The sequence below is a fragment of the Cupriavidus basilensis genome (assembly GCF_000832305.1).
In the GTDB taxonomy this organism is placed as follows: Bacteria; Pseudomonadota; Gammaproteobacteria; order Burkholderiales; family Burkholderiaceae; genus Cupriavidus; species Cupriavidus basilensis_F.
Genome location: NZ_CP010536.1, coordinates 2,125,779 through 2,150,663, shown reverse-complemented (window position 1 = coordinate 2,150,663; position 24,885 = coordinate 2,125,779). Strand labels below are relative to the sequence as shown.

The following is a 24,885-nucleotide window of genomic DNA, read 5'->3' as shown; positions in this document are numbered from 1 at the left end:
ATAATTCTCTTTCTTGTTATATCAAGGGTTCGGCACAGGGCCCGCGGAAGCCAGGAGACATTGATGCAGTTCCACAATCTGACTGTCGCGCAGATCACTTGGGAGACCGAAGACGCCCGTTCCTACGCGCTCTTGGTCCCCGATGCGTTGCAGCAATCCTTCGTGTATCGCGCTGGCCAGCACCTCACCTTCCGGGTAAACGTGGACGGGAAAACACTGCTACGCAGCTATTCGCTTTCCAGCTCGCCCGAGGCAGGCGGCCTTCCGGTCGTCACCGTCAAGCGGATCCCGGGGGGGCGCGCGTCGGGCTGGTTCCATGCGCACGTCGATGCGGGCACGCGACTGGAGGTAAGCGCGCCGACCGGCCGGTTCGTGTGCGAGGACATGGGCGCCCCGCTCTTCTTCTGCGCGGCGGGCAGCGGCATTACGCCGGTGCTGTCGATGATCCGTTCGGCGCTGGCATCCACCAGCTCCGCGATGACGCTCTACTACGCCAATCGGGATGCCGCCAGCACGATCTTCGCGGCGCAGATCGCCAAGCTGTCCCGCGACCATTCCGATCGGCTGGCCGTGCATCTGCACCACGACGACACCGATGGCTTTCCCGAACGCGGCAAGATTGCTGCCTTGCTCTCGGCGGTGCCACACTGCCAGCTCTATCTGTGCGGCCCCGGGCCATTCATGCAGACCGTGCTGGAGGCCGCTGAAGTGGCCGGCATGGGGCCGGGGTGCGTGCATCTGGAGCGATTTGACGCGGCCGCGCAGGAGCCCGAAGTGGCAAGCGCGGCGCCAATGCCTGCGCAGGCTTGCGACGCCACGGTAACCCTCGGCGGCGCCCTGCATGTGGTGCGGGTTGCCAGCGGCCAGTCCCTGCTGCAAGCCGCGCTGGCCTGCGGCGTGGATGCGCCCTATGCCTGCGAGGAAGGCTATTGCGGCTCGTGCGCGGCCAAGTGCGTGGATGGCGCGGTCGTCCATGCGCGCAACGATGTTTTCAGTGCTGACGAACTTGCCGCCGGCTGGATCCTGACCTGCCAGGCGCGCCCGCGCCAGGAGCGGCCGGTCGCCATCACCTTTGACGTATGACGCCCGAGATCACGGCCCCCTCCGAGGCTGCGGCGCCAACGCTGCGCGCGGGGCTGAAGCAGCCCCGCCAGGAGAGAAGCGAGGCCACGCTAAGGGCGCTGCTTGCCGCCGGCAGAGCGCTGATCAACGAGGCCGGCAGCCTGACCGGCTTCTCGCTCGCCGATCTCGTGCGGGCTGCGTCCACGTCCATCGGCGCGTTCTATGCACGCTTTCCGGACAAGGAGACCTTCTGCGCGCTGGTGCTGGAAGACACACTGGCGGAGCTGCGCGCCGAGTTGGACTATTCGCTGGCCACGGACCCCGCCTGGAACGCAGGGCCGGCCCACGCGATCTGCACGCGCATCGTCGGCTTCTACATCGGCCTGTTTCGCAAGCACCGTGGCCTGTTTGCCGCATATATGCGGCATAGCCCCGCGCAGAACCCCTTGTGGCAACCCATTCGCGAGGCCAACCGGCAGATCCTGGATGCCATGGTGCCGCGCCTGGCCAGCCGCGTCGCCGCCGGGCGCTTTGCCGGGCCGGACGACGAGACCCGCATTGCGGTCCAGCTTGTCATCAGCGCATTGACCAACATCGTGCTGCATACGCCCAGCGCCCTGGATCTGTACGATCCGCGGCAGGAGCAACGGCTCACCGAGATGCTGCACCGCTACCTTGCCTTGCCAGCGGCGGACGACGTCTCGCCTACGCCTCTGGCAGCATCAGATAGCGGCTCATCATGCGGATCAGGTGGGTTTCCAGCTTGCGTTGCTCCAGGTGCAGCGGGCCCGGATCGTTGAGCAGCAGATTGGCCAGCGTGCCCACTAGGAACTGAATGGCGACGCGCACCTCGAAGTCCGCGGTGCCAGTGCGTGGGGAATCGAGTTGCCTGGCCAGCAATGGCACAAGCAAATCCTGGATGCGGCGGTTGGCCTGCCGCATGGGATTGTCGCCGCCCCCGGTTGCGGAGTAATGCCGCAGGAAGCCTTTGAACAGGCCACGATTCTGGCGAAACTGGCCTACGTAGACGCGTACGATGCGCTCCACGATGGCCGTAGCCGAACCGGCTTGCCAGACTGGATCCCTGGAGATGGATTTCTTCGTGAGCGCTTCGGCCTCGTCCAGTGCCGCCTCAAGCATGATCTGGAGGAACGCCTCCTTGTCCTTGAAGCGGGCATAGAAGGCACCAATCGACGTCTCGGCGGCCTTCACGACGTCATTCAGGGAAATGTCATCCAGGTCGCCGCGCTGCTCAGCCAGCGCACGCCCCGCCTTGATCATGTTGACCAGGTTCTGCTCGCTGCGCGGCTGGCGTGGGGGGCGCATGGCTGGCGGGGTGACGGTGGTTGCGGCAGGTCCCTTTGCGGCTCGCCGCGCGGGCGCGTCCTGGCGAGCGGACGCGCTGGCGGGTGTCGGGGTTTTTCGGCGAATAGGCATGGAGTACAAATAGACGATAAGCGCAAGCAATGCCACATTATGCGGCCTTCTTATTCTTCCGCCAGCAAGCCGAGCACCCTGGCCAGCTCGGTATTCAAGATCGATCGCACTTTTCGCAGCCACTTTCGATCGCACAAAAGCAAAACCCCCCAGCACTTTCGTACTGGGGGGTTTCAAGGGAGAGCCTGGCGATTACCTACTTTCACACGGGTATCCGCACTATCATCGGCGTGGAGTCGTTTCACGGTCCTGTTCGGGATGGGAAGGGGTGGTTCCAACTCGCTATGGTCACCAGGCATAAACGGTGGCCGCGCTGAGGGTTGCTCAACGCAGCGAATAGGGATGTAGTAAGGGGTTGTGCGTATCGGCCAAGCTGCTGCGCAGCGGCACGCGACACTCACACCAGGTAGAAACACACTGGTTATAGGATCAAGCCTTACGGGCAATTAGTACTGGTTAGCTTAACGCATTACTGCGCTTCCACACCCAGCCTATCAACGTCCTGGTCTCGAACGACCCTTCAAGGAGCTCAAGGCTCCAGGGAATCCTCATCTTCAGGCGAGTTTCCCGCTTAGATGCTTTCAGCGGTTATCTCTTCCGTACATAGCTACCCTGCGATGCCTCTGGCGAGACAACAGGTACACCAGCGGTACGTCCACTCCGGTCCTCTCGTACTAGGAGCAGCCCCCGTCAAGATTCCAACGCCCACGGCAGATAGGGACCAAACTGTCTCACGACGTTTTAAACCCAGCTCACGTACCTCTTTAAATGGCGAACAGCCATACCCTTGGGACCGGCTACAGCCCCAGGATGAGATGAGCCGACATCGAGGTGCCAAACACCGCCGTCGATATGAACTCTTGGGCGGTATCAGCCTGTTATCCCCAGAGTACCTTTTATCCGTTGAGCGATGGCCCTTCCATTCAGAACCACCGGATCACTATGTCCTGCTTTCGCACCTGCTCGACTTGTCGGTCTCGCAGTTAAGCACGCTTTTGCCATTGCACTTTAGGTACGATGTCCGACCGTACCAAGCGTACCTTCGAACTCCTCCGTTACACTTTGGGAGGAGACCGCCCCAGTCAAACTGCCTACCATGCACTGTCCCCGATCCGGATTCACGGACCAAGGTTAGAACCTCAAACAAACCAGGGTGGTATTTCAAGGACGGCTCCACGCAGACTAGCGTCCACGCTTCAAAGCCTCCCACCTATCCTACACAGATCGGTTCAAAGTCCAATGCAAAGCTACAGTAAAGGTTCATGGGGTCTTTCCGTCTAGCCGCGGGGAGATTGCATCATCACAAACACTTCAACTTCGCTGAGTCTCGGGAGGAGACAGTGTGGCCATCGTTACGCCATTCGTGCAGGTCGGAACTTACCCGACAAGGAATTTCGCTACCTTAGGACCGTTATAGTTACGGCCGCCGTTTACCGGGACTTCAATCAAGAGCTTGCACCCCATCATTTAATCTTCCGGCACCGGGCAGGCGTCACACCCTATACGTCCACTTTCGTGTTTGCAGAGTGCTGTGTTTTTATTAAACAGTCGCAGCCACCATTTTATTGCAACCCCTTCACCCTCCTGGCGCAGGCCAGTCAAGCTACAAGGGCGTACCTTATCCCGAAGTTACGGTACCAATTTGCCGAGTTCCTTCTCCCGAGTTCTCTCAAGCGCCTTAGAATACTCATCTCGCCCACCTGTGTCGGTTTGCGGTACGGTCTCGTATGACTGAAGCTTAGAGGCTTTTCTTGGAACCACTTCCAATTGCTTCGCAGCACTAGGCCGCTCGCCCCGCATCCTTGAATTCCGCGCCCGGATTTGCCTAAGCGCCTTCTCCAATGCAGGGACCGGGACTTCCAACACCCGGACAACCTTCCGCGATCCGTCCCCCCATCGCATCATACGACGGTGCAGGAATATTAACCTGCTTCCCATCAGCTACGCATCTCTGCCTCGCCTTAGGGGCCGACTCACCCTACGCCGATGAACGTTGCGTAGGAAACCTTGGGCTTACGGCGAGGGGGCTTTTCACCCCCTTTATCGCTACTCATGTCAGCATTCGCACTTCTGATACCTCCAGCATCCTTTACAAGACACCTTCACAGGCTTACAGAACGCTCTCCTACCATGCACTTACGTGCATCCGCAGCTTCGGTGACTGGCTTAGCCCCGTTACATCTTCCGCGCAGGACGACTCGATCAGTGAGCTATTACGCTTTCTTTAAAGGATGGCTGCTTCTAAGCCAACCTCCTGACTGTTTTAGCCTTCCCACTTCGTTTCCCACTTAGCCAATCTTAGGGACCTTAGCTGGCGGTCTGGGTTGTTTCCCTCTTGACACCGGACGTTAGCACCCGATGTCTGTCTCCCGTGATTGCACTCTTCGGTATTCGGAGTTTGCTATGGCGGGGTAATCAGCAATAGACCCCCCAACCATGACAGTGCTCTACCCCCGAAGGTGAGACACGAGGCACTACCTAAATAGTTTTCGGAGAGAACCAGCTATTTCCAGACTTGTTTAGCCTTTCACCCCTATCCACAGCTCATCCCCTAACTTTTCAACGTTAGTGGGTTCGGTCCTCCAGTACGTGTTACCGCACCTTCAACCTGGCCATGGATAGATCGTCTGGTTTCGGGTCTACACCCAGCGACTGAACGCCCTATTCGGACTCGCTTTCGCTACGCCTTCCCTAATCGGTTAAGCTTGCCACTGAATGTAAGTCGCTGACCCATTATACAAAAGGTACGCCGTCACCCGTTTCCAGGCTCCGACTGTTTGTATGCATGCGGTTTCAGGATCTATTTCACTCCCCTCCCGGGGTTCTTTTCGCCTTTCCCTCACGGTACTGGTTCACTATCGGTCGATCACGAGTATTTAGCCTTGGAGGATGGTCCCCCCATCTTCAGACAGGATTTCACGTGTCCCGCCCTACTTGTCGTACACCTAGTTCCACAACGCTGTTTTCGCATACAGGGCTATCACCTGCTATGGCCGGGCTTTCCATCCCGTTCTGCTAACAATGCTGCTAAAGAGTACAAGGCTCTTCCCATTTCGTTCGCCACTACTCTGGGAATCTCGGTTGATTTCTGTTCCTGCAGCTACTTAGATGTTTCAGTTCGCCGCGTTCGCTTCCCTGACCTATGTATTCAGTCAGGGATGACCCATAAGGGCCGGGTTTCCCCATTCGGACATCTCCGGATCAAAGCTTGTTTGCCAGCTCCCCGAAGCTTTTCGCAGGCTACCGCGTCCTTCATCGCCTGTGATCGCCAAGGCATCCACCACATGCACTTGTTCGCTTGACCCTATAACGAGTGTGTCTCAAACTTGCGTTCAAGCCGTGCTCGCTACAGGATGAGTTCTCGCATTTGTGCCGTATTCCAAGTCATCTTTCGATCACTTAAATACATTTCGGTTGATACAATCACAACCCGGTATCGTGTTTTACTACAGCGTCTCATCAACGCTCACGACACCTTTACTACATCCCATATTTTTAAAGAACAGCCGACTGAGACTGGGTCTCATGTCGTCTTGGCAAAGCCAAATGCAAACGCTCAATGCTAAGCGCTTGCATTTGACCATGCTACGCAAGACACGCACCGCGCATCCTGGCTCTAACAACCAACAAACCGATAAGTGTGAACGCTCGACTTGAGATGCACGCTCTGAAAGGAGGTGATCCAGCCGCACCTTCCGATACGGCTACCTTGTTACGACTTCACCCCAGTCATGAACCCTGCCGTGGTAATCGCCCCCCTTACGGTTAGGCTAACTACTTCTGGCAAAACCCACTCCCATGGTGTGACGGGCGGTGTGTACAAGACCCGGGAACGTATTCACCGCGGCATGCTGATCCGCGATTACTAGCGATTCCAGCTTCACGTAGTCGAGTTGCAGACTACGATCCGGACTACGATGCGTTTTCTGGGATTAGCTCCCCCTCGCGGGTTGGCAACCCTCTGTACGCACCATTGTATGACGTGTGAAGCCCTACCCATAAGGGCCATGAGGACTTGACGTCATCCCCACCTTCCTCCGGTTTGTCACCGGCAGTCTCTCTAGAGTGCTCTTGCGTAGCAACTAAAGACAAGGGTTGCGCTCGTTGCGGGACTTAACCCAACATCTCACGACACGAGCTGACGACAGCCATGCAGCACCTGTGTCCACTTTCCCTTTCGGGCACCTAATGCATCTCTGCTTCGTTAGTGGCATGTCAAGGGTAGGTAAGGTTTTTCGCGTTGCATCGAATTAATCCACATCATCCACCGCTTGTGCGGGTCCCCGTCAATTCCTTTGAGTTTTAATCTTGCGACCGTACTCCCCAGGCGGTCAACTTCACGCGTTAGCTACGTTACTGAAGAAATGAATCCCCAACAACTAGTTGACATCGTTTAGGGCGTGGACTACCAGGGTATCTAATCCTGTTTGCTCCCCACGCTTTCGTGCATGAGCGTCAGTGACGTCCCAGGGGGCTGCCTTCGCCATCGGTATTCCTCCACATCTCTACGCATTTCACTGCTACACGTGGAATTCTACCCCCCTCTGACATACTCTAGCCTTGCAGTCACAAGCGCCATTCCCAAGTTGAGCTCGGGGATTTCACGCCTGTCTTACAAAACCGCCTGCGCACGCTTTACGCCCAGTAATTCCGATTAACGCTCGCACCCTACGTATTACCGCGGCTGCTGGCACGTAGTTAGCCGGTGCTTATTCTTCCGGTACCGTCATCCCCCCGCTGTATTAGAGCAAGGGATTTCTTTCCGGACAAAAGTGCTTTACAACCCGAAGGCCTTCTTCACACACGCGGCATTGCTGGATCAGGGTTGCCCCCATTGTCCAAAATTCCCCACTGCTGCCTCCCGTAGGAGTCTGGGCCGTGTCTCAGTCCCAGTGTGGCTGATCGTCCTCTCAGACCAGCTACTGATCGTCGCCTTGGTGGGCCTTTACCCCACCAACTAGCTAATCAGACATCGGCCGCTCCTATCGCGCGAGGCCTTACGGTCCCCCGCTTTCACCCTCAGGTCGTATGCGGTATTAGCTAATCTTTCGACTAGTTATCCCCCACGACAGGGCACGTTCCGATGTATTACTCACCCGTTCGCCACTCGCCACCAGGATTGCTCCCGTGCTGCCGTTCGACTTGCATGTGTAAGGCATGCCGCCAGCGTTCAATCTGAGCCAGGATCAAACTCTTCAGTTTAATACCTGTGTGGTTCCGAAGAACCTCGCTCTTTCGAGCGGTCGCTCACTCTCAGAAAACTGACTGGTTACATCCGAAGACATAACCAACATGTTTTACTGTGCGAGCACTTTATAACTTGTAAGCTAAAAGACCGAAGTCTTCCGCATCCGCTATCAAGCGCCCACACTTATCGGTTGTTTGTTTGTTAAAGAACTGGCCTCGGCTCGCTTTGCTTACCGCGTCGCTGCGTTTGCTGCAGCAGAGAAACGAGACTATAAAGAATTATCTGCGTTTCATCAATACTTTTTTAATCTTTTCTTGCTCGGGAAAGTTTCGCTATGCGGATTACTCACCTTCCCCACTAGCACCCCCCGCGAACTCTTCCACCCTGCCCCTGAAGCTGAGCCTCATGCCGCGAGGGGAGCGAATACTAAGTCGTTCGCGCAACGCTGGCAAGTTTTTTCCAAGATTTTTTGCCCCAAGCTTTGTCGCCGCGGGATGAAGATCACCGCAGAGCACTTGTGCAATGACGATGGGGACACCACCAGCCTGCCGGGCGGATTCCGGCCAGAGCCGAACGGCGCGGATCCCCGATCTGAACATATTGTATGCAATAATAGAATGCAATTACATGGTTTGACGCCCGCCATTCTGGCCAAGGCCAGGCGGATTCATAGATCTGGAGACAACATGACATTCAGCACCCCCGGCATGACATCACAACATGTAGCCGCTCTTGAGCCGATCGAGAACTACCTGCAAGCCCACATCACCGGCGATGCCGAATACATGCGCAAGGCGTTCCACCCGGATGCCAGGATCATCTCGTTTCGCGAGGGAAAGCTGCACGCCTTGACCCTCGATGAGTTTTCCGCGCGCTTCCAGGGCCAGCCTGCGGCAGATGAAGCACAACGCAAGCGCTACATCACGCATTTCGACGTCACCGGCAACGCCGGCACTGCCAAGGTCGTGCTGGAGTATCCGGAAGTGACCTTCACGGACTACATGACGCTGCTGGAAATCGACGGCGTCTGGAAGATCGCCAACAAGACGTTCAGCGCAGCGCCGCCAAAAAAATAGCCAGGCAGAACCGCGCAGGTCACGGCGCCCGGTGGGCGCTGGCCCGCCTCCTGATGCGCCAAAATCTGGCGATGACGCGGAGAAATTAATTTAAAATCAATGAGTTGAAGGAAAATCGAGTTCGCCGGACCGCGTCCTTCGGATGCAAAATCTGGCGCATCCGCCCTTTGCCAGCAGCGCTGAACCCCAGCGCCATTCTTGGCCGATGCTGCTCGGTGCGGAACGGCAACGTACCTCGGAAATTCACATGTGCCGAATGCGTCGCCCCCCATCCCGAGGCGGGGCGACGGCATGGCCGCATGCTTGCCCCGCGCCCCGCCGCCGTCAGATCGCCGACGGATGCTGTGCCAGCGGCGTGACCTGGATGGTCATATAGGGAAACAGCGGCAGCGACGACAGCAGCGCGTGCAGTTCATCGTTGCTCTCCACGTCGAAGAGGCTGACATTGGCGTAGCGGCCGACGACGCGCCATAGGTGGGGCCACTTCCCGGACTTCTGGATCTCGATGGCGCGCGCCTTCTCGGCTGCCTTGATGGCGTCGGCCTGCTCGGCCGGCAGGGAGTCGGGAATGTTCACGTCCATCTGCACGTGGTAAAGCATGGTGTCTCCTTGAAGGATGGTTGCGGGACGGGCACGGCCGCGCGGTGCGTCGGCCGGGACCCGCCGGGTGGGGATCGTGGGGGCCGGCCCGGCTCAGCCCGCGCCGTCGCCGCCGACCGTTTCGGTACGAAAGGGCTTGAGCCGGCCGATGAAGGTCTTGCCGTGCTCGAACCAGGCCTTGCGGATGTCGCTGGCCAGATAGGCGGCGTAGGCCGCTTCGTTCTCGAACCAGCATTCGCCGACGGCGTCGACGTGGCCGATGTCAAAGAAGGGCACGTGGGTGTCGGTAGGCTGCTCGGCGACGAGGCGGACCTCGTACTTGTGCAGGCCCGGGATGGCGTGCGACATGTCGTAGTGGCGCCGGCATTCGGCGCGGAAGGTGGCATCGGACATGCCTTCAGGCTTCACCAGCAGGTACAGCATGCGGATCATCGCGTCTCCTCTCGGTATGGATCAGTTCTATGTGGCGTGCGCTTGCCGGCGCCGCGCATCAACCATGCGCCCGTACGGGCTCGGCCCGCGGTGCCGCGGCATGGGCATCGTGAGCATCGGCGTGGCCACCGTCCGCCGCGCCGATGTGCTCGATGGCAATGCCTCGCGTCTCGGGCAGCAGCAGGATGCCGAACACGGCGATGGCATAGGCCACCAGGCAGAAGGTGCCCATGGCGTTGGCGAGGCCGATGTGGGTGGACAACACGCCGACGCCGACGACGGAGCCGGCGCCCACCGACTTGCCGACGTTGTAGGCGAAACCCATGCAGGTAGTGCGCACGTGGGTGGGGAACATCTCGCTCAGGAAAGGCCCCAGCGCAGCAAACATGCCGATCGCGGAAAAGCCTACCAGGAAGCCGAGCACGGCCGCCAGCACCGGGTTCAGCGGCAGCAGCATGTAGCTGGCGGTGACGATCCACGCGCACACGGCCAGGCCGATCAGCGTGGGGCGCCGGCCGATGCGGTCGGCCAGGTCCGCGGCCACGGCGAAGCCGCAGAACGAGCCGAAAGACATGATGAATACGGTGACGATCATCGAGGACGCGGCCACCTGGCGCTGGGCGAGCAGCGAGGGCAGCCAGATCAGGATGGCATAGCAGCCGGCCTGCAGGCCGATCACCAGTATGCTGGAGAGGATCAGTGAGCGCGCGTACTGGCGGCTGAACACCGAGGCCAGCGAAGCACGCGCCATGCGGCTCTGCCTGGCGCGCTCGAACATGGGCGAGTCCTTGATGTGGCGGCGGATGAAAAGCACGATCGAGGCCGGGATTACCCCACTCCAGAAGGCCACTCGCCAGGCCAGGTCATGCGGCAGCCAGGCCAGCAGCGCGGTGGCCACCACCACCGCCAGCGCCCAGCCCAGGGCGAAGCCGGATTGCACGAAGCCCATGGCCTTGCCGCGGTGCTTGGGGTCGATCACCTCGGCCATCAGCGCGGCGCCGACGGCCCATTCGCCGCCGAAGCCTAGACCTTGCAGCGTGCGCGCGACCAGCAGCTGGTTGTACGACTGCGCGAAGCCGGCAAGCACGCCGAAGAATGTGAACCAGACGATGGCGAACACCAGGATGCGCGCGCGGCCGTAGCGGTCGCTGAGGATGCCGGCGCCCCAGCCGCCGATGGCGGTGACGACCAGCGCCACGGTGCCAAGGACACCCACTTCGCCCTTGCCCAGGCCCCACGCCGCGGTCAGCGCGGGCAGCAGGAAGCTGAACATCTGCATATCGAAGGAATCCAGCGCCCAGCCGGAATAGCAGGCCCAGAACGTCTTCTTCTGCTGGGCATTCCCAGCCTTGTACCAACCTGTCATTGTCGTCTCCTGTTTGTTCTGACTGTTCTACTGACTCTTCTGTCTTGTCTTGGTCCTGCTATCGCGCGCGCCACCCGGCGCTCAGGCGTACTCGGCCATGACCATGTTCGTGAAGTCGAGCGCCACGTCGGTGACCGACTGCAGCGCTTGCGACGACATGTCGCCGACGATCTCGATGACCGACACCCCTTGCGGGCCGATAGCGAAGGTGCCAAGTTCGGTGTACACGCGGCTCACGCATGCCATTCCGGTAAGCGGGTAGCTGCACTGGCGGCGCAGCTTGCTCGTCCCGTCCTTGGTCAGGTGGTCCATCATCACGAACACCTGCTTGGCGCCGATGGCCAGGTCCATGGCGCCGCCCACCGCGGGGATGGCGTCGGGGGCGCCGGTGTGCCAGTTGGCGAGGTCGCCGCGCTCCGAGACCTGGAAGGCGCCAAGCACGCAGATGTCGAGATGGCCACCGCGCATCATGCCGAAGGCGTCGGCATGATGGAAAAAGGCCGCGCCGCGCTCCAGCCGGATCGCTTCCTTGCCGGCGTTGATCAGCTCCCAGTCTTCCTGGCCAGGTTCGGCGGCTGACCACTGCCCCAACACGCCGTTCTCGCTGTGCAAGATGACTTCGCGGTGACGCGGCAGATGGTTGGCTACCAGCGTGGGCAGCCCGATGCCGAGGTTGACGTAAGCGCCGTTGGGGATGTCGCGCGCCACGCGCGCGGCCAGCAGGTTTCTTGCCACTTGGTCCATTTTCCTCACCTTGCCTGTGCGCTTGCCTTCGCGCCTGCCTGCTGATTTGCCGCGGCGCCCTGCGGCCCGCGCATTGGCTGTGCGCAGCCACCGCCGCGCAGCACCACGCGCTTGACGAAGATGCCGGGCGTGACGATGGCCTCGGGGTCCAGCTCGCCGAGTTCGCACACGCGCGTCACCGCGGCGATGGTGGTGGTGGCGGCCATCGCCATCACGGGTGCGAAGTTGCGCGCGGTCTTGTTGTAGACGAGGTTGCCCCAGCGGTCGGCTGCCGCGGCGTTGATCAGGGCCACGTCGACGTGGATGGGATACTCGAGCACATAGTCGCGCGCGCCGATGCGGCGCGCTTCCTTGCCCGCCGCCAGCAGCGTGCCGTGGCCGGTCGGCGTATAGAAGCCGCCGATGCCGCAGCCGGCCGCACGCAGGCGCTCGGCCAGCGTGCCCTGGGGAATCACTTCCAGCTCGATCTCGCCGGCCCGGTACAGTGCCTCGAAGACGTAGGCATCGCGCTGGCGCGGGAAGGAGCACATCAGCCTGCGCACGCGGCGAGCCTTGAGCAGCGCGGCGAGGCCGGCGTCGCCATTGCCGGCGTTGTTGCTCACCACGGTGAGATCCTTGGCGCCCTGCTCGATCAGGGCATCGATCAGTTCGTCAGGCATCCCGGCGCCGCCGAATCCGCCGATGGCGATGGTGGCGCCGTCGGCCACGTCGGCCACCGCCTCGCGCGCTGTTGCGTAGAGCTTGTCGATCATGTCTCGCGTCGTTGTTATCGGGTACGGCAAGATTGCCATGCACCCTCCGGCCAAACAATTTCGCGATTTGCAAGCACCCTTAGCGCTGCGTTAAAGACCAGGCCAGGGCTGCCGTGAAGGTCTGGCGGGAACGCTTCGACATGCTGCGCTCAAACCATGCGCGACGAACCGGGAAGCGCCTCGCGCGCTGTGCCGAGGGCGAAGGCGAACGGTGAAAGGAAGGCGAAGAGAAGGCGCCCTTGGTGGGCAGCGAGCGCGACAGGTGCCCCGCTGCCCCGCGCGTCTAGCCCGCGTCGCCGGCGGGCGCGTAGTGGCCGATCAAGCGGTTCGCGAACTCGCGCGCAAAGCTGGACAAGCCTTCCAGGTCCCGCGCGCAGACCTGGAAGGTGCGCACGGCCCAGTCGTCGAGCAAGTCGCTGCAGCCGATGCGTTGCTCGCCCTTGAGGCGCGCGAAGGCGGCCTTGGGCATGATGGCAATGCCGGCGCCGGCGGCCACCATGCGGCAGGTGGCGTCGTAGCTGGCCACGTGCACGCGGATCGTCATGGGCTTGTGCAGCGCGCCCGCGGCGCGCGTCATGAACATCTGGTAGGCGCTGCCCTCAAGCAAGGCGACGAAGGCATGTTCGAGCGACTGCTCGAACCACACGGCCGGCTCCGCCAGCAGCGGATGGCCGAGCGGCGCGACCAGGATCAGCGCACTCTTGACGAAGGGCACCGCCTGCAGGCCTGCGGTGGGCACGTTGCCGGAGATGATGCCGAGATCGGCCCCGCCCTCGCGGACCACGCGCACCACGTCATCGCTCAGGCGCTCGCGCACATCAATGCGCACATCCGGATGGGTGGCGAGATACTCCCCGATGACCGGCGGCAGGTATTCGGTGATGGCGGTGGTGTTGGCCACCAGCTTGACCTGCCCGCTCAGGCCTGCGGTGAAGGGCTGCAGGTTGCCGGTGAGCCGCTCCAGCTCGGCCAGCACCACGCGCGCGTGGTGCAGGTAGACTTCGCCGGCCGCCGTCAGCGCCACGCCCTGCGGCGAGCGCTCCAGCAGCCGTACGCCGAGCGTGTCCTCGAGATTCTTGATGCGGTTGCTGACCGCCGGCACTGAAAGAAACGAACGCTCGGCGCCGCGGGTCAGGCTGCGCGTTTCCGCCACGTTGACGAAGAGGCGAAAGTCGGTGATATCGAAGGGGACAGCCATACAGCATGGTCTCGCGGCTCATTCGTGTAGCGGGGATGATAACCCCGTCGAGGCAGACACCATGGCGCCATGGAGCGCACGCGGCCGCGCAGCCAAGCCGCGGTGCGCTACCAGCCCGCTGGCTCGAAGCGAAAGCCCTGGTCTTGCCGCCGCACGTAGCCGCAGTATGGCTCGCCGAAATGCACTGGCAGCACCAGCGCGCCACTGTCGGCGGCCTGGTGGAGCAAGGCAAGGCGCGTGCTGCGGGCAAGGTCGGGGCGGATACAGTAGCCGGAATTTACGTCCGGGCGCACGATCTGCAGCGGGCTGTGCAAGATGTCGCCGCAGAAGATTGCCTCCTCGCCGCGCGAACGGACCCGGAACGCGACCTGCCCCGGGCTATGGCCGGCGGCGGCCTCTACCTGCAGGCAATCGGCGATCTCGCGCCCCGGCTCGATCATCTCGGCCAGACCCGCGTCGACCACCGGCATCACGCTGTCGAAGAACGATTCACCGAACACGTCCACCACGCCCGGCTCCCTGTTGCGGCCCTGCTCGCAGAAGACGAAGTCTTCCTTGGGGAGGTAGTAGCGCGCGTTGGGGAAGGTGGGCACCCAGCGGCCGTCTTGCCAAGTGGTGTTCCAGCCGACGTGGTCGGCATGCAGGTGCGTCATGACCACGTGGGTGACCTTCTCCGGCGGCGCCCCGGCCGCGATCATCCATTCGCGCACCAGGGTGTTGAGCATGTTCATGCGTGCGATGCCCGCGCGCGGCTTGAAGTTGCCCACGCCGGTATCGACGACGATGATATGGCTCCCCGCATGCACCACCCAGAACTGGATCGTCACGATCAGCTTGTTCATGTGGGGGATCCAGTGGTGCGGCGCCATCAGGCCGGCATTCGCATCCAGCACCGAGCGGTCGATGTCGGGGAACAGGAAGGCTGGATCGTGCGTGGGACCGGCGTATTCGAGGATGCGGGTGACCTTCAGGTCGCCGACGGCGCGCGTTTGCATCATGGTGCGGTATCTCCTTCTTGGTTCTATGCGGGCCGGGACCGGCGCGCCGGATACGCGGCTCCGCTTGGCAGGCTCCAAGCATCAGCGATTCCGCCGCCGGCGCCAATTTCGCTTTGCGAAAGTGGGGTTTCAGACGGCTTTACCCTCGCAGCCGGCGACGTCCGCCCTGCCCCTGCGCCTCGCTTGGCAGCCGCCCTTCCTCCGCGCGAACAGGGAATCTGGGATAGTCTCAACGGCACGCAGGCTTTCACAGCCAGACGTCGCGCCGGCAATGCCAGGGAGAGCGCGCAGCGCAGCATTCCGTCACGGCACAGGATATCCCCCGCGAATGGTGGCCGCTGTTCATTTGTGCCTCATTCGACACATTGATGCTGTCTCCCTCTTGTCGGGAGACAGCAGAGTGGCGCAGAATCCCCCCTGCGATTCCAATGACCCGGCATGACAGGCCTGGTACGGTTGATTCTGCCCCAACGGTATGTAACGGTCAGGATGCAGGGACCACACTGGCTGTAGGGCAGAGCCAAGGACTGGTGAACACCATGGAAAGCTTCCTGGTACGGCAAGCCACGCGCAGACAGGCAATGCTTGCCGGTATCACGGCGCTACTCATCCTGTGCGTCTTCGCGATCGCAGTCCCTCGAGCCACCCAGGCGCTGCCCGCGGTTCCCCCTTTCATGCCGATGTGCGCGCTGACGGTATTCACCACGGCCTGTATCGCCAGCTTTTTGCTCGGCGCGCAATTTACGGTGACCCGGCAGCCGATCCTGGGAGCACTGGGTGGGGCCTACGCGTTTACCGCATTGGCCGTGGCTGTGCAGCTGCTGACGTTCCCCGGTGTTCTCACCCCTGGCGGCCTCTTTGGCGCCGGTCCGAATAGCGCCGGGTGGATGTGGGTCTTCTGGCACGGTGGCTTTCCGTTTTTTGTGATTCTCGCGGTGGCGGCGCGTAGCCTATCCGTGGAAGATCTGATCCGCCCCAAGAATGTCCGCCTATGGGCATGGGGGCTAGTCGGCGGGCCCGTCGCAATTGGCGTGGCGCTGTGTGGCCTCGCCATATACGGCGACCTGCCATCCGCCCTGAACGTAGCGGAAAACGCCGGAGCTTACGACAAGAATGCAACCGCGCTGGCGATATGGTCGCTCAATGTCGTTGCGATTGCTGTCGTGTTGCTGAGCGGCCGCTTGCGGGCCGTACTCGACATCTGGCTATCGATTGCCTTGCTGGCTTGCCTCATCGATACCAGCTTGAACCTGCTGAGTGCCTCGAGGTTCAGCGTGGGCTGGTATCTCGCCAGGGTATTCAGCATGTTTGCACCTGGTGTTCTGGTATGCGTTCTGGTGTGGGAGGTCACCATACTGTATCAACGTCTATTTGCCGCCCATGCCACTTTGCTGCAAACGTCTGTCCATGACGCGTTGACGGGGATCTATAACCGGAGCTATTTCAACGAGCAATTCAACAAAGAATTCGACCGTGCGAAACGCAAGAATTTGCCACTATCGCTGATCATGATCGATGTCGATCATTTCAAGCTCTACAACGATACCTTGGGCCACCTGAAAGGAGATGCTTGCCTTGTTGCTGTGGCGACTGCTCTCGCCGGGGTCGTTCGCCGGCCGGCGGACCTTGTCTGCCGCTACGGCGGAGAGGAGTTTGTGATTGTGCTTCCGGATACGGACCGTCGTGGCGCTTCCGAAGTCGCGGCGCAAGCGCTCCAGGCGGTGACCCGGTTGAAACTCGAATCTCCGACTTCCGTCGGCTATGTCACAGTCAGCGCCGGCTACGCTGCCCTTGCGCGAGAACGCTTCCCCGACGAGCTTGTCGAGGCGGCCGATGCGGCGCTGTACCGAGCGAAAGGCGCTGGGCGAAATCGCGCATATCTCGCGAAAACTGAATGAAGGGCTCTTTGCGCTCTATCCTGTTGGCCGCGCATCACCCCGTCAGGGATATATCCTGTTTCTCTCGGACACCTGCTCATTCAGCGTCCAGAAATCGTACAGCACGCCGATCAGGAATAAGCCACCGGTCAACAGGTAGATCAGGCCACTGATCCATTTGCCGATAACCATCCGATGCACACCGAAGATGCCGAGGAAAGTCAGCAGGATCCACGCCACGTTGTAGTCGTACCTGCCGGACGCAAACCGGCTGTCCGCTTCCCGGTCCATGCCGGGGATCAGGAACAGGTCCACGAGCCAGCCGATCCCGAGCAGGCCCAACGTGAAGAACCAGATCGTTCCGCTCACCGGCTTGCCGTAGTAAAAACGATGGGAACCAGTAAAGCCAAATATCCACAACAGATAGCCAATGACTTTGCTGTGCGTATCACTCGGGGGGGTGCTCGATGGCTGCATCGTCCGTCTCTTGCAGTGGTTTGGCGCGATGATGCCATAACCTGTGGCACCGAAGCTTGGGCAAGCCGGCGCCGCCGTCCCGTTGGTACCGCAGCAGCAAGCGCAAAAGCTGCCGATAGGTCTGTCCAAGGCTGAAGGCAGCCGTCAGGTGTGCGACACGTGCTCGTAGTACTGCTCCGCGGACTGCGGCGGCACGGCCTGGCCGGAGAGGCATTGCAGACCCGGTTAAGCGATCAGGCCCCGATGGCATCCTGGCCGAATACCCCACTTAAGTGGGGGTTCCACAACCGCATTCGGCCTTGCCCCGGCTCCAATTTGGGATAACGTTGTAGAGACAGGTCAAACAACGCTGCGCAAATCCGCGCGCCTCGGCGGCGGCCCAGCAGCCGGTTGACATCATCGCCGCTTGATCGCTTAGGTTCGCAGTCAACACGTCACGCTCCGGGGGATATCGTGTGCGCAAACTACTGACGCAATTGCTGCGTCCGTTTGGGCGCGTCAGTACGGCCGCCGTTACACTCGGCGCGCTGCTGCTTGGCCTGCTCAGCACGATCGTTGTGCATTCGCTCTACACAGACTTGCTGGAGAAGGACGCGCGCCTGCGCTTCAAGAGCGATACGGACGATATCGCCCGGCAGATCGATACGCGTATCCGGCTCTACACCGACGTCCTGGTAACCATGCAAGCGCTCTTCGGCGCTAGTGATGACATCTCGCGCGAGGAATTCCGCGACTTCGTCAATGGTCTCAACCTGGAGCAACGCTACCCCGGGTTCCAGACGCTGAACTACGCGCCCTATGTGCCGGCCTCCGAGCTGGCCAGCTTTGTCTCCAGTCAGCGCACTGACCCGTCCCTGCGCGACGCCGGAGTGGTGTTCTCCATCCACCCGGCAGGAGAGCGGCCAGCCTATTTCGTGTTGACTTATGTCGAGCCGTTCCATAACAACTTGCCGTCGATCGGCATCGACATGGGTGCCGAGCCGGGACGCTTGGCCGCCCTCGAAAGCGCCCGCGACAGTGGGCAGGCAGTGAGCAGCGGGCGCCTGATCTTCAGCGGAGCCAAAGGCCCACACGTCGGCATTGCCTTGCGCCTTCCGGTCTACAGAAAGGGGCAACTGCTCGACTCAGTGGAGCAGCGCCGCCATGCCTACGTTGGCTCCGTTGGTGCAGGCATACGAATCAGCGGCCTGCTTGGGGAGATCGCCGGCAACGAGCGCGTGTATGGGACCCGTTTCGAACTGTACGACGCCGGGAAACTCGATGACGAGCCGGTGCCGCCGTCCCCAGCGACTTTGCTGTATAACAGCGCCGACGGCTCGATGGCCACCGCCACCGCCAGAGCCAAGGCTGCTAGCCTGGCCAGCACATCGGACGATCGTTCCTTCCTGCGCAAGGAAGTGGCACAGCCGTTTGGAGGGCGGCGCTGGCTCATTGTTTTCTCCGCCGACGCCCAGGCCATGGCGGGCTCGCAACGCTACCTGAAGAGCGTGATGCTTGGGGCCGGGTTGATCATTACCGCGCTACTGGCCGGGCTGGCCTACGCGCTATCCAGTTCCCGTTCACGGGCCCTGGCGGTGGCAGATGGCATGACACAAAGCCTGCGCGAGAGTCAAGAGGGGCTGGCCCAGGCGCAACGGATCGCGCACCTTGGGGATTGGCGCCTCGACCTTGAGCACAACGCGGCCTATTTCTCCCGGGAGATGGCCCGGCTGCTCGGTGTGCGTGTGCTGGATCTCACGCCAGCCACGCTGGTAGGCGCAGCCGACCCGCGCTTTCGCGGCGCGTTGCGGCAGAAGATGCAAACCGCCTTGCGGGAACGCATCCCTTTCGAGCTCGAATGCCCCTACCGCTCGTCGCGTGGACGCACGGGTTGGATTCACCTGATCGGCCACGCGCATGGCCCACCGGGTACGGCCGTCCTGCGCGGCACCGCGCAGGACATTACGCAACGAAAGCTCATCGAGCAGGCTCGCGCGCAGGAACATCTGGTTGCCTTGCATCTCGCCAGCGTGTCCAGCGAGGCCGAAGTCCTGGAAAAAATCGTCCGGACGCTGGTTGCAGGAATGGAATGGGAGGCGGGTGCGTTCTGGCCCTCGGATGCTGGACGTGGCTTGACACTTGCGCCGGTTCGCCAGGCCAGAGAGCACGAACTGGAAGCTTGGCTGGCACGGCGGCCGGCCGAGCCGCAGGCAGATCAGGCAGACGCACTGACGCAGCCACATTGGTATGCGAGCCGCAGCGCCATCGCGGGTTTGCCTCAGCATCAATGGCTGGCCGACGGGGGCATGCGAACTGTATTCGTTTTCCCCCTACGCAAGGGTACGACCACGCTTGGACTGGTGGAGTTGTATTCGCGCACCAAGCGTCCACGCGATCCGCATGCGCTTGCCATGGCTAGCGCGATAGCAAGTCACACTGGCCACTTCCTCCTACGTCGCCAGGCCGAGGAGACCTTGCGCTTTTTTGCCAATCACGATGCGCTCACCGGCCTGCCAAATCGGCTGATGTTCAAAAGTCATCTCGAGAGCAGCCTCGCGCGTTCGCGCTCCCGTCAACATCGTCTCGACATCCTTTTTGTTGACCTGGACCAGTTCAAGAGGGTCAACGACACAATGGGCCACAATGCAGGCGACGACTTGCTGCGCGCCGTGGCAGATCGCTTTAGCGCCACGCTTGGAGAAGCCGAACTGATTGCCCGGCTTGGTGGCGACGAGTTTGTCGTACTGGTCGAGCCGATCGACGACTTCTCCCTTTTGCATCGCATCATCAAGCGTATCCAGGCCGCGCTCGCATCCGGCTTTGTGGTCAATGGCAAGGAGCTGCAAATGACAGCGAGCATCGGCGTCAGCTCCTTCCCCGAAGATGGCAATGACGCGCAGACTCTGCTCAAGCATGCTGATCTCGCCATGTATGCCGCCAAGCAGCTCGGCAAGAACGGCTTCCAATACTATGTGCGCGAAATGAGCGTTTCCCTGCAGAATCGCATCGACATAGAATCGTATCTGCGCAGCGCGCTCGAGCACGATGAGTTCGTGCTGCACTACCAGCCTCGAATCTCGCTGGACACCAATGCCTGTACCGGCGTGGAAGCACTGATCCGATGGCACCATCCGAAACTCGGCCTGGTGATGCCAGCTGATTTCATACCGATTGCGGAGGAATGTGGCGCCATCGTGCAGATTGGCGCGTGGGTACTGCGTGAGGCTTGCCGGCAGAATGCGCAATGGCTTGCCGACGGCATTGCCCCGATACGCGTCTCCGTTAACCTGTCCGCACGGCAATTTGCCGACAAGGACTTGAGGCAAATCGTTCTCGCTGCCCTGAAGCAAGCCGGCTTGCCAGGGCATCTGCTCGAACTTGAACTGACCGAAAGCATGGTAATGCGCGATGCCGAGCAAGCGGCGCGCTGGCTGTCGCGCCTGAAGCGAACCGGGGTGCGGCTGGCCATTGACGATTTCGGTACCGGCTACTCCTCGCTCGCCTACCTGAGCCGTTTCCCGATCGATACCGTGAAGATCGACCGCTCATTCATACGCTATCTGCCCGACAGCATGAGCGATGCGCAGATCACGGGCGCGATCATCGGGCTGGGGCACCAGATGGCTCTGGAGGTCGTGGCCGAAGGCGTCGAGAACGAGGCGCAACTGGATTTTCTTCGCCGCGAGGGCTGTGACGAAGTCCAGGGCTACTATTTTAGCCGCCCCATTCCGGCCGAGGATGTCACCGCATTCCTCGCCAGCCATATTGTGCACGGCCCGCTGCCTGAGCAGGGACCGCAGCCGATGCGCGCCTGATTCTGGAATCCGGCGCGCGCCCCAGCGTCAACTCAACGATAGGAGGGATCACATCATGACAGTGCAGCAACAATCGATTGAACGGTCATGGCAAGCAATCGATGCGCTCGATTTCTCGAGGATCAAAGCCAAGCTCCTACATGGACAGTCTGCCCATTGGAGCCTCGAAAGCCTGGCCGATGCCGAGGCGGGTTACCGCAGGTTTCTCAAACTCGCGGCAAAGTACCCCGACGCACCGGTCGTACCCGGTGAACAGGTGGACGCATTCTGGCACGCCCATATTGTCGATACCAGGCGCTATGCAAGCGACTGTGAGCGCATCTTTGGCCATGTACTGCATCATGACCCCTATGTCGGCATTGATGGACCACAGGATGAAGTCCGCCTGCGCGGGCTGGCCGAGGCAAGCGCTCAGCTCGGCAAGCGCGAATTTGGCTTGAAACCGACGACGGCCGCCTACTGTGCGATCTCAGGCGAGGAGAGATCCATGCAGAGTCCTGCGCCGACCGGCGCCAAGGCGGCGTACTGTGCGATAGCCCAGGGAGTGGTTTCGCCCCAGTGATGGACCAGGCCACGCCCTGGAGGGCGTGCCCTTCTGCCGGAGACGATGCGATGATCGATGCATTGCTGTTCAGCAAGCCGTTTACCTTCCTGGCCTGCCCACCGATAGCAGAACTAAAAGAAGCCATCGATGCGCTCAATACGCTGCCAGGACATTCGCGCTGGCTCAACGAGGAAAACGCTATCCGTCGCGATCATGTGCCTGCCTTTGTCGAGCAGAGCCGCCAGGCCCTGGAGGCGCTTGTTCCGGGTCGGTCTTTCATGGTCGATAGTCTTGCCGAACAGATTCGGCACACACCACGCGTGCTACACGAGCTGCGCGAGTACGGACCTGAGGTGGCGGCTGCCGCTCACTCCTACTTCTACTGGCGCTACTCAGCCGACGTGCTTGGACGAGCGCAGGGTATTCCGCGAAGTGCGCTGGAGCGTCAATTTGGCAGGGTGGCAGCGCGCGACGGTTCCCACAGGATCATGTGGGACTGTCCGTGTTGCGCTCACCCAGCGCGATACCAGGTTGATGGACTCCTTGCCAACCAGCGCCCGTCGCGCCAGGGTGGCTTTGCCCTCGAGTGTGATCACTGCGGGCACCAGGAACGGCTGTATGCCGGATTTCTGCATTACGGGCGCCTCCAATGCCAATGTGCTGCGTGCAAGAGCTATGTTGGCGTTCTCGCCTATGACATGGCCAGGGCCGCGCGAAAGCTTGCCGAGAATCTCGAGAGCTACGCCTGGAGCCAAGCTGCCGAGACCCTCGCCGAGATCCAGGAGTACAAGGACGAGTTCCTGCACAAGCTGCAGCGCCGGGGGAGCCCGTCACGCAATGCGGTCTCATTCGCAATGGAAGTCACGTCTGGCAGGCACGCATCGATGCCTGCCATTCTAGCGAGCTTGGACCCTGGCCTGGAAGGCTGCATCGAGAAGAACCCCAGATCCTGGACATTGCTGTGCGAGTTGCTGCGCGAAGGCATGGTTGACGCCGATTGCCTGACTTACCAGGAGGCTGACCGCGAGCGCGTGGCGCTGCAGCTCTGCCTGCTGGACGACCTCTCCCCAAATTCGGAAAGCTTGCCTCACAAGAACCTCGAAATTGTGCTGCAAGGCTATCAGCCCGCATCGCGCGAATCCTTCGTAGCCTGGCTGAAGGCAAGCACGCAACTAAAAATCTTCACCAGTAAATTCTGCACCGCGGTGGAAGTTACCTGGAGGCCCAATATGCAGCGCTGCGAGATTGTCGCCAGCAGCGAAGTTGTCCAGAGCCTGGCCCTCCCGCACGATGCGCCGGCAGGACCAGCGACTTCCTTCATCCCGCCTTCGAGGCACCCGCCCCACACCGAAGCGGAAATTGAGGCAGTGACGCTACTGAGATCACTGGGCTACATTGTTGTGGATCCCGCTGTCATCGAGGCGCACGGTTACGCCAAACTGGAAGAGAGCACACCGCTCAACAGGTAGGCCCGTGCAGCATGAATCCGCTAACGTCACCTGACGGCGCCGCCTCCGGAGCCCTCCATGTGGGGATACTTGTCGGCTCCGTCTCCTTTGATGCAGCGAAATGGAGGGGGCGCGACTGGAAGGTGAAACGATATACGGCCAAGCGCCGGGTGTCGGTGGTTGCGCCGATGACGCCCCTCCCCCGCTTGACCGATCAGTAGAGGCGTTGGCCATCCACGCCGCAGCTTAGGCGCGCAGCGCTTCGTGAGTTCGGGATTTTGGCGCCTGCCCCGCGCGTCAGCCGTTCAGGCAGGTGCGCAACGTTCGCGCGAGACGGCCCGCTTCGCCCGCGTCGGCGACGTTCGCGAAGCCCATCACGAGGCCGCGCGGCGTGCACCGCATGCGGCCATTCGCGTACCAGATCGAAAGTGGCAACACCGCAAGCCCAGCCTCGCGGGCACGCGCGGCAACGGCGACATCGTCGACCGGGCCATCGGGGCCTTCGGCGAATTGCACCGCGAACTGGATCCCACCGGGTGGCAAATTGACAATCAGCCGCTCACCGAACGCCTGCTCTAGCGCAGGCGCGATCAACAGGCGCCGCTGTCCGTACAACGCACGCATCCGCTTCACATGCCGCGCGAAATGTCCCTGCTCCATGAAGTCTGCCACGGCAGCCTGCAATAGCGTTGGCGAGCCGGCGTTCATGCTGCACGCCACCCGCCCCACGCGCTCGACAGCGCGCTGCGGCACCACCGCGTACGCGAGCCGCAGACCGGGAAACATCACCTTGCTGAACGTGCCGCAGTAGATCACGCGGTCATGCCGGTCCAGGCTCTTCAAAGCCGGCAAGGGCCGCCCAACGTAACGAAACTCGCTGTCGTAGTCGTCTTCGATGATCCAGCGAGACGCTTTTTCTGCCCACTCCAGCAGCGCCATGCGTCTTGCGAGCGACAGCGTTTGCCCGAGCGGGCTCTGATGCGACGGTGTCACCAGCGCGAAGCGCGCCTGCGGATCCAGTTGTGTGCCGCGCTCGACGTCAATCCCTTCGCTATCCACAGGCACCGGCACGAGCTGCACGCCGGACTCGGACAGAAAGCTGCGCGCGAGCAGATAGCCGGGATCCTCGAACCACATGTGATCACTCGGGCTCGCGAGACTGCGCAGCACGAGTTCGAGCGTAGCGCGGTAGCCACCGGTCACGAACACCTGTTCCGGCAGGCAAGTTACGCCGCGCGAGAGACCGAGATAGGTGGCGATGTGTTCGCGCAGCGGCCTGTAGCCCGCCGGATCCGGGTAGGCAAGCACCGCGCGTTCGCCACTGCGTGCGCGATGCGATACGAGCCGGTTCCATACCTTGCGCGGAAACGCGTCGAGCGCTGGCAGGCCTGGTTGCAACGGCCGCGGCTCGCCGCTCATGGCGACGGTGATCGCCAGTTGGCGCGGCGCCCAGGGTTCCCCACCGGGTGATGCGTCTGGCGTCTTCGGCGCGCTCGCTTCTTTCGAGTCCGTTCTGCCATGCGCCTCCTCGAGGCCTTGCCTTTGTGAGGAACGCAGTACCGATGGCGGCAGCGACGGTGATACGAACGTGCCTGCCGCACCGCGCATCTGCAGGTAGCCCTCGTCGACGAGGATCGTGTAGGCCAGTTCGACTGTCCCGCGCGCCGTGTTCAGCTGTGTGGCGAGGCCACGCAACGCGGGCACGCGATCGCCGGGGCGCAGATGCCCCGCCGCGATCGCCGTTCTGAAACGCTCGCAGATCTGCAGATAGATCGGCAACGCCTGCTGCCGATCGACTTCGATGGCCAATGCTGGGGGCGGTACGGTCATGACGGTCTCGCGGGCAAGGGGGCGGAAAGAACTTGGACTAGTCATATCGACAATTCTTGGCC

General features: G+C 61.5%; 17 protein-coding genes and 3 rRNA genes. 7 read left to right on the top strand and 13 right to left on the bottom strand.

All coding sequences use genetic code 11. The annotated features are described in order from the left end of the window. Positions 1 to 63: 63 nt before the first annotated feature. Both RR42_RS10060 and RR42_RS10055 read left to right on the top strand, forming a co-directional pair. Positions 64 to 1,083 carry a ferredoxin--NADP reductase gene (locus tag RR42_RS10060; protein ID WP_043346223.1) on the top strand — a complete coding sequence of 340 codons (1,020 nt, stop codon included), beginning with the start codon at positions 64 to 66 and terminating at the stop codon, positions 1,081 to 1,083. Beyond that, positions 1,080 to 1,862, top strand: a complete 783-nt coding sequence (locus RR42_RS10055; RefSeq protein ID WP_063778413.1) for a TetR/AcrR family transcriptional regulator — start codon at positions 1,080 to 1,082, stop codon at positions 1,860 to 1,862. Before RR42_RS10060 ends, RR42_RS10055 begins: the two co-directional genes overlap by 4 nt. On the opposite strand, the gene RR42_RS10050 is transcribed toward RR42_RS10055, so the two are convergent. The 4 genes from RR42_RS10050 to RR42_RS10035 form a co-directional block, all read right to left on the bottom strand. Continuing rightward, the gene (locus RR42_RS10050; protein ID WP_043346220.1) at positions 1,768 to 2,388 is read right to left on the bottom strand and encodes a TetR/AcrR family transcriptional regulator; all 621 of its coding nucleotides are present in this window, start codon (positions 2,386 to 2,388) and stop codon (positions 1,768 to 1,770) included. The genes RR42_RS10055 and RR42_RS10050 overlap by 95 nt on opposite strands. 294 nt (positions 2,389 to 2,682) lie before the next feature. Next, positions 2,683 to 2,795, bottom strand: a 5S ribosomal RNA gene (gene rrf, locus RR42_RS10045). Positions 2,796 to 2,924: 129 nt separating this feature from the next. Further along, positions 2,925 to 5,803: ribosomal RNA gene (locus tag RR42_RS10040) — 23S ribosomal RNA — on the bottom strand. A gap of 366 nt (positions 5,804 to 6,169) precedes the next feature. Further along, positions 6,170 to 7,701 (bottom strand): 16S ribosomal RNA (locus RR42_RS10035). Together the 16S, 23S and 5S rRNA genes form the textbook arrangement of a ribosomal RNA operon. Positions 7,702 to 8,373: 672 nt before the next feature. Here RR42_RS10035 and RR42_RS41610 point away from each other — a divergent pair. Further along, positions 8,374 to 8,763 (top strand): nuclear transport factor 2 family protein, encoded by a 390-nt coding sequence (locus RR42_RS41610; RefSeq protein ID WP_043346218.1) that lies wholly within the window; start codon positions 8,374 to 8,376, stop codon positions 8,761 to 8,763. 324 nt (positions 8,764 to 9,087) lie between these two features. Here RR42_RS41610 and catC read toward each other — a convergent pair whose 3' ends face one another. From catC to RR42_RS09995, 7 genes are all read right to left on the bottom strand, one after another. Further along, positions 9,088 to 9,363 (bottom strand): muconolactone Delta-isomerase, encoded by a 276-nt coding sequence (gene catC / locus RR42_RS10025; protein WP_043346215.1) that lies wholly within the window; start codon positions 9,361 to 9,363, stop codon positions 9,088 to 9,090. A 93-nt stretch (positions 9,364 to 9,456) separates the two neighbouring features. Beyond that, positions 9,457 to 9,795, bottom strand: a complete 339-nt coding sequence (locus RR42_RS10020) for a 4-methylmuconolactone methylisomerase (RefSeq protein ID WP_043346212.1) — start codon at positions 9,793 to 9,795, stop codon at positions 9,457 to 9,459. Positions 9,796 to 9,853: 58 nt separating this feature from the next. Next, on the bottom strand, positions 9,854 to 11,161 hold the full coding sequence (locus tag RR42_RS10015) for an MFS transporter (RefSeq protein WP_043346211.1): 1,308 nt from the start codon (positions 11,159 to 11,161) through the stop codon (positions 9,854 to 9,856). Between the two features lie 81 nt (positions 11,162 to 11,242). Further along, entirely contained in the window at positions 11,243 to 11,905 is a 663-nt protein-coding gene (locus RR42_RS10010; RefSeq protein ID WP_043346208.1) for a 3-oxoacid CoA-transferase subunit B, read from the bottom strand. A gap of 5 nt (positions 11,906 to 11,910) precedes the next feature. Continuing rightward, positions 11,911 to 12,657 carry a 3-oxoacid CoA-transferase subunit A gene (locus RR42_RS10005; RefSeq protein WP_082054862.1) on the bottom strand — a complete coding sequence of 249 codons (747 nt, stop codon included), beginning with the start codon at positions 12,655 to 12,657 and terminating at the stop codon, positions 11,911 to 11,913. A 283-nt stretch (positions 12,658 to 12,940) separates the two neighbouring features. After that, positions 12,941 to 13,855 carry a LysR substrate-binding domain-containing protein gene (locus tag RR42_RS10000; RefSeq protein ID WP_043346207.1) on the bottom strand — a complete coding sequence of 305 codons (915 nt, stop codon included), beginning with the start codon at positions 13,853 to 13,855 and terminating at the stop codon, positions 12,941 to 12,943. A 107-nt stretch (positions 13,856 to 13,962) separates the two neighbouring features. After that, entirely contained in the window at positions 13,963 to 14,853 is an 891-nt protein-coding gene (locus RR42_RS09995) for an MBL fold metallo-hydrolase (protein ID WP_043346206.1), read from the bottom strand. Between the two features lie 539 nt (positions 14,854 to 15,392). On the opposite strand from RR42_RS09995, the gene RR42_RS09990 reads away from it, so the two are divergent. Further along, entirely contained in the window at positions 15,393 to 16,751 is a 1,359-nt protein-coding gene (locus RR42_RS09990; protein WP_043346203.1) for a diguanylate cyclase, read from the top strand. A gap of 42 nt (positions 16,752 to 16,793) precedes the next feature. On the opposite strand, the gene RR42_RS09985 is transcribed toward RR42_RS09990, so the two are convergent. After that, positions 16,794 to 17,207 (bottom strand): NINE protein, encoded by a 414-nt coding sequence (locus RR42_RS09985; protein ID WP_043346200.1) that lies wholly within the window; start codon positions 17,205 to 17,207, stop codon positions 16,794 to 16,796. Between the two features lie 455 nt (positions 17,208 to 17,662). Here RR42_RS09985 and RR42_RS09980 point away from each other — a divergent pair, with 455 nt between their 5' ends. Genes RR42_RS09980 through RR42_RS09970 form a run of 3 tightly spaced genes read left to right on the top strand, consistent with a single transcriptional unit; the run spans position 17,663 to position 23,014 of the window. Beyond that, positions 17,663 to 21,001, top strand: coding sequence for an EAL domain-containing protein (locus RR42_RS09980; RefSeq protein ID WP_043346198.1), 3,339 nt, complete (start codon positions 17,663 to 17,665; stop codon positions 20,999 to 21,001). 55 nt (positions 21,002 to 21,056) lie between these two features. Further along, entirely contained in the window at positions 21,057 to 21,563 is a 507-nt protein-coding gene (locus RR42_RS09975) for a glycine-rich domain-containing protein (RefSeq protein WP_236702011.1), read from the top strand. Positions 21,564 to 21,613: 50 nt separating this feature from the next. Beyond that, positions 21,614 to 23,014, top strand: coding sequence for a hypothetical protein (locus RR42_RS09970; RefSeq protein WP_043346195.1), 1,401 nt, complete (start codon positions 21,614 to 21,616; stop codon positions 23,012 to 23,014). Positions 23,015 to 23,290: 276 nt separating this feature from the next. Here RR42_RS09970 and RR42_RS09965 read toward each other — a convergent pair whose 3' ends face one another. Continuing rightward, on the bottom strand, positions 23,291 to 24,823 hold the full coding sequence (locus tag RR42_RS09965; protein ID WP_043346193.1) for a PLP-dependent aminotransferase family protein: 1,533 nt from the start codon (positions 24,821 to 24,823) through the stop codon (positions 23,291 to 23,293). Positions 24,824 to 24,885: the final 62 nt, after the last annotated feature.

Coding starts and splice junctions, on each gene's coding strand:
- RR42_RS41610 (WP_043346218.1), top strand. CDS start 8,374: ATGACATTCAGCACCCCCGGCATGACATCACAACATGTAGCCGCTCTT.
- RR42_RS09985 (WP_043346200.1), bottom strand. CDS start 17,207: ATGCAGCCATCGAGCACCCCCCCGAGTGATACGCACAGCAAAGTCATT.
- RR42_RS10060 (WP_043346223.1), top strand. CDS start 64: ATGCAGTTCCACAATCTGACTGTCGCGCAGATCACTTGGGAGACCGAA.
- RR42_RS10005 (WP_082054862.1), bottom strand. CDS start 12,657: ATGATCGACAAGCTCTACGCAACAGCGCGCGAGGCGGTGGCCGACGTG.
- RR42_RS10000 (WP_043346207.1), bottom strand. CDS start 13,855: ATGGCTGTCCCCTTCGATATCACCGACTTTCGCCTCTTCGTCAACGTG.
- RR42_RS09995 (WP_043346206.1), bottom strand. CDS start 14,853: ATGATGCAAACGCGCGCCGTCGGCGACCTGAAGGTCACCCGCATCCTC.
- RR42_RS09975 (WP_236702011.1), top strand. CDS start 21,057: ATGACAGTGCAGCAACAATCGATTGAACGGTCATGGCAAGCAATCGAT.
- RR42_RS09990 (WP_043346203.1), top strand. CDS start 15,393: ATGGAAAGCTTCCTGGTACGGCAAGCCACGCGCAGACAGGCAATGCTT.
- RR42_RS09970 (WP_043346195.1), top strand. CDS start 21,614: ATGATCGATGCATTGCTGTTCAGCAAGCCGTTTACCTTCCTGGCCTGC.
- RR42_RS10015 (WP_043346211.1), bottom strand. CDS start 11,161: ATGACAGGTTGGTACAAGGCTGGGAATGCCCAGCAGAAGAAGACGTTC.
- catC (WP_043346215.1), bottom strand. CDS start 9,363: ATGCTTTACCACGTGCAGATGGACGTGAACATTCCCGACTCCCTGCCG.
- RR42_RS10055 (WP_063778413.1), top strand. CDS start 1,080: ATGACGCCCGAGATCACGGCCCCCTCCGAGGCTGCGGCGCCAACGCTG.
- RR42_RS09965 (WP_043346193.1), bottom strand. CDS start 24,823: ATGACCGTACCGCCCCCAGCATTGGCCATCGAAGTCGATCGGCAGCAG.
- RR42_RS10050 (WP_043346220.1), bottom strand. CDS start 2,388: ATGCGCCCCCCACGCCAGCCGCGCAGCGAGCAGAACCTGGTCAACATG.
- RR42_RS10010 (WP_043346208.1), bottom strand. CDS start 11,905: ATGGACCAAGTGGCAAGAAACCTGCTGGCCGCGCGCGTGGCGCGCGAC.
- RR42_RS10020 (WP_043346212.1), bottom strand. CDS start 9,795: ATGATCCGCATGCTGTACCTGCTGGTGAAGCCTGAAGGCATGTCCGAT.